Below are 2,985 nucleotides of genomic sequence, written 5' to 3'. Positions count from 1 at the left end.
CGGCTGAAGACGCCGTAAAGTTCCGGATCAGCCGACTCAAAGGCCGCCATGTCCGTGATGTAGTAGCCGAAGTTGCCAGCAAAGGCCTGGCTCAAAGGCGATTCCGCCGCCCCCTGGGGCATGTTCTGCAGGGTTGCCTGCTCAGAAGTGATCCCCGGAGCGCACCATTCATAACTGTTGTCATAGCACCCGTTTTCGTTCAACTGAAAAATATAGGCCCGGTCAGCCGCCAGCTTGCGGCCGATCTCGCCCAGAAAAAGCATGATCGAATCAGCGGGACTGCCGTCTTGCACGGCCCGGTCCATGCAGCAGTTCACCATTCCAACGTATTTCAGCATTTCTTGGGACTCAGCGGGAGAAAGACCGCTGAAATCAAAATTTCTTTTAAAAGCGCCGTATTTTTCCAAGCTCAACCTCGCAAAAATTTCCAACATTTCCAACATTTCTGGTCAAATCACCGTCAACATAAGAAAACACCCACGGCCAGGCCGGAGTGTTTTCCTTATTTAAGCAAAAAATACTATAAAGCATTCATTAGTTAAAATCAAGTTATTAGCATATAATAATCGATTTGTTATTTTCTTGAGGAACATAAAGCACAATTGCGGCACATTTTATAAGGAAACAGTTATTTAGCAAGACCGCTGGCCAGCAGGTAGCCCTCCAAAAATTCCTGGGCCAGGGACCCCTGGCTGATCTGCCGGCGGGCCTCAGGCAGGTCAAGCCAGCTCCAGGCATCGATTTCGTCATTGGGCCGCGGCTTTTCGCCTTCGTCAACCACCACCGTATAATTGAGCATCAAGGTGTTGGAAGGAGCGAAATACTGGCTGCGGTTGAAGTGCAGGCTTTTGACCTTCAGGCCCAATTCCTCCATCAGCTCTCTTTGGCAGGTGTCTTCGGCGTTTTCCCCCTTGCTGACGTAACCGGCCACCAGGACGTAAGCATCTCGCCCGTACTGCTTGATCAGGAGGACCCGGTCGCGAGCCTCGGTCATGACGATCATGCTGACGGCGACGGAAAAAATCGGGAAACGGAAGTCCCGGCAGTTTTCACAATAGGGAATCCAGCCGTCAAGCGGCAGTTCTTTTTTGACAAGTTTTTGCCCGCACTGGGGGCAATAGTTCAATTCAAACATTTCCAGCCTTCCTTACAAATATTTGCTGCCCTCCTGCCGGCTCAAGGAGCTGAGCTCGCGGGAAGCAAGATAGTTTCTGACCCAGTCTGGCCGGGTCTTGGAATAGTCCCGCAAGGCCCAGCCGATGGCCTTGTTGATGAAAAATTCCTGCCTGCCCAGGTTGCGGTCCAGGATCTGCTCCAAAAGGGCCGGATCGGTTTGCTCCTTCAGGCCCAGCTGGAATTCAATCGCCGTCCGCCTGACCCAGATGTTGGGGTCGGTGGCCCAAGCGAGCATGAGGGCGCCAGTTTTGGCCCGGCTGTTTTCCGGGTCGGCCGCGGCCTTGAAGGCGGCCTTGACGGCCTGGTATTTTTCCACAGAAGTCATCTTTTCACTCTTCTTTCATAATCACCGGGGACAGTATGGTAAAATATAAACTATTGTGCGCTTGCGCGCCATATTTTTCAATCAAGATTTTTTCACAACGGAGGACAAACATGAAAGAAAAGCTGACTCACGCCGAGTCGCTGACGATTTCCAGCATGCTGTTCGGTCTTTTCTTCGGAGCCGGGAACCTGATTTTTCCGGCCTACTTGGGCGAAGCCAGCGGCCGCAATCTCTGGAGCGCGCTCTGCGGCTTCTTGATCACCGGGGTGGGCCTGCCGCTGCTGGCAACCGCCGCTTTGGGGATAACGCGTTCAGAAGGGCTCATGGAGCTCAGCGGCCGGGTTGGCCGCAAGTACAGCTACTTTTTCACCTGCCTGCTGTACCTAACGATCGGGCCCTTCTTCGCTATTCCCCGCTGCTTCACGGTTCCTTTTGAAACCGGGATTTCTGCCCTTTTGCCAAAAGGGCTGCCCAAAAGCACCGGCCTCTTTATTTTCTCACTGATCTTCTTTGCGATCATGCTTTTCTTCTCTTTGAGACCAGGGCGGATCATGGACTGGATCGGCAAATTTCTGACTCCGGCCTTCCTGGCCTTTTTCTTCTTTATCATGATCACGGCGCTGCTTCATCCCTTAGGCAGCTACCAGACCAGCCAGCCGGCCGGCGAATACGCCAGCGCCCCGTTAATCAGCGGGGTCTTGGCCGGCTACAACACCATGGATGCCCTGGCGGGCCTGGCCTTTGGCATTATCGTCATCTCCAGCATCCGGACCTTCGGGATCACCAAGCCGGAAAAAGTGGCAGCCGCGACCTTGAAAACCGGGCTGCTGACCTGCCTGGCCATGGCAGTCATCTATGCCATCACGGCCCTGGTCGGGGCCCAGAGCCGGGAGGCCTTGGGCCTGGCGGCCAATGGCGGGGAAGCCTTGTCTGAGATTGCCAGCCACTACTTCCCGGGCCTGGGGGCCATCCTGTTTGCCTTGATGATCTTCCTGGCCTGCCTCAAAACGGCGATCGGCCTGGTCACCGCCTGCAGCGAGACTTTTGTGGAAATGTTCCCCAAGAGCCTTTCTTACAACAAGTGGGCCATCCTCTTCAGCCTGCTGGCTTTCGGGATCGCCAACGTGGGTTTGACGACGATCATTTCCTTCTCTCTGCCGGTCTTGATGCTGCTTTACCCCCTGTCCATCTCCTTGATCCTGATGGCTTTGACCAGCGACCTTTTCGCCTTCAAGCAGGCCGACTACCAGATCATGACGGCTGTTACCTTCCTGTGCGCCTTGGGCGACTTCTTCAAGGCCCTGCCGGCAGGGATGCAGGTAAAAGCGGTCACCGGCTTCTACGGCCGCGTCCTGCCCCTTTACCAGGACGGCCTGGGCTGGCTGCTTCCAGTTTCAGCAGTCTTTATCATTTTAGCCGCTAAGGCGCTGATTGGCAAAAAGCGCTCCTAAAGCAAAACGGCTTTCTGCAAAAGCAGAAAGCCG

Annotated in this window: 2 protein-coding genes and 2 pseudogenes; 1 reads left to right on the top strand and 3 read right to left on the bottom strand. The window is 54.6% G+C overall.

Going from position 1 to position 2,985, the window contains the following annotated elements; genetic code table 11:
• The 3 genes and pseudogenes from lacNas_RS06455 to lacNas_RS06445 form a co-directional block, all read right to left on the bottom strand.
• A pseudogene (locus lacNas_RS06455) lies at nucleotides 1–338 on the bottom strand (GGDEF domain-containing protein); the annotation flags it as partial.
• A gap of 290 nt (nucleotides 339–628) precedes the next feature.
• The gene (locus lacNas_RS06450; RefSeq protein ID WP_201331880.1) at nucleotides 629–1,135 is read right to left on the bottom strand and encodes an NAD(+) diphosphatase; all 507 of its coding nucleotides are present in this window, start codon (nucleotides 1,133–1,135) and stop codon (nucleotides 629–631) included.
• A gap of 12 nt (nucleotides 1,136–1,147) precedes the next feature.
• Nucleotides 1,148–1,426, bottom strand: a pseudogene (locus lacNas_RS06445) (DNA alkylation repair protein); the annotation flags it as partial.
• Nucleotides 1,427–1,611: 185 nt separating this feature from the next.
• On the opposite strand from lacNas_RS06445, the gene brnQ reads away from it, so the two are divergent.
• Nucleotides 1,612–2,952: a branched-chain amino acid transport system II carrier protein gene (gene brnQ, locus lacNas_RS06440; protein ID WP_201331878.1), complete on the top strand. Its 1,341-nt coding sequence runs from the start codon at nucleotides 1,612–1,614 to the stop codon at nucleotides 2,950–2,952.
• Nucleotides 2,953–2,985: the final 33 nt, after the last annotated feature.

Source organism: Lactobacillus nasalidis (assembly GCF_016587775.1).
In the GTDB taxonomy this organism is placed as follows: domain Bacteria; phylum Bacillota; class Bacilli; order Lactobacillales; family Lactobacillaceae; genus Lactobacillus; species Lactobacillus nasalidis.
This window is presented reverse-complemented; position numbering and strand designations above follow the sequence as displayed.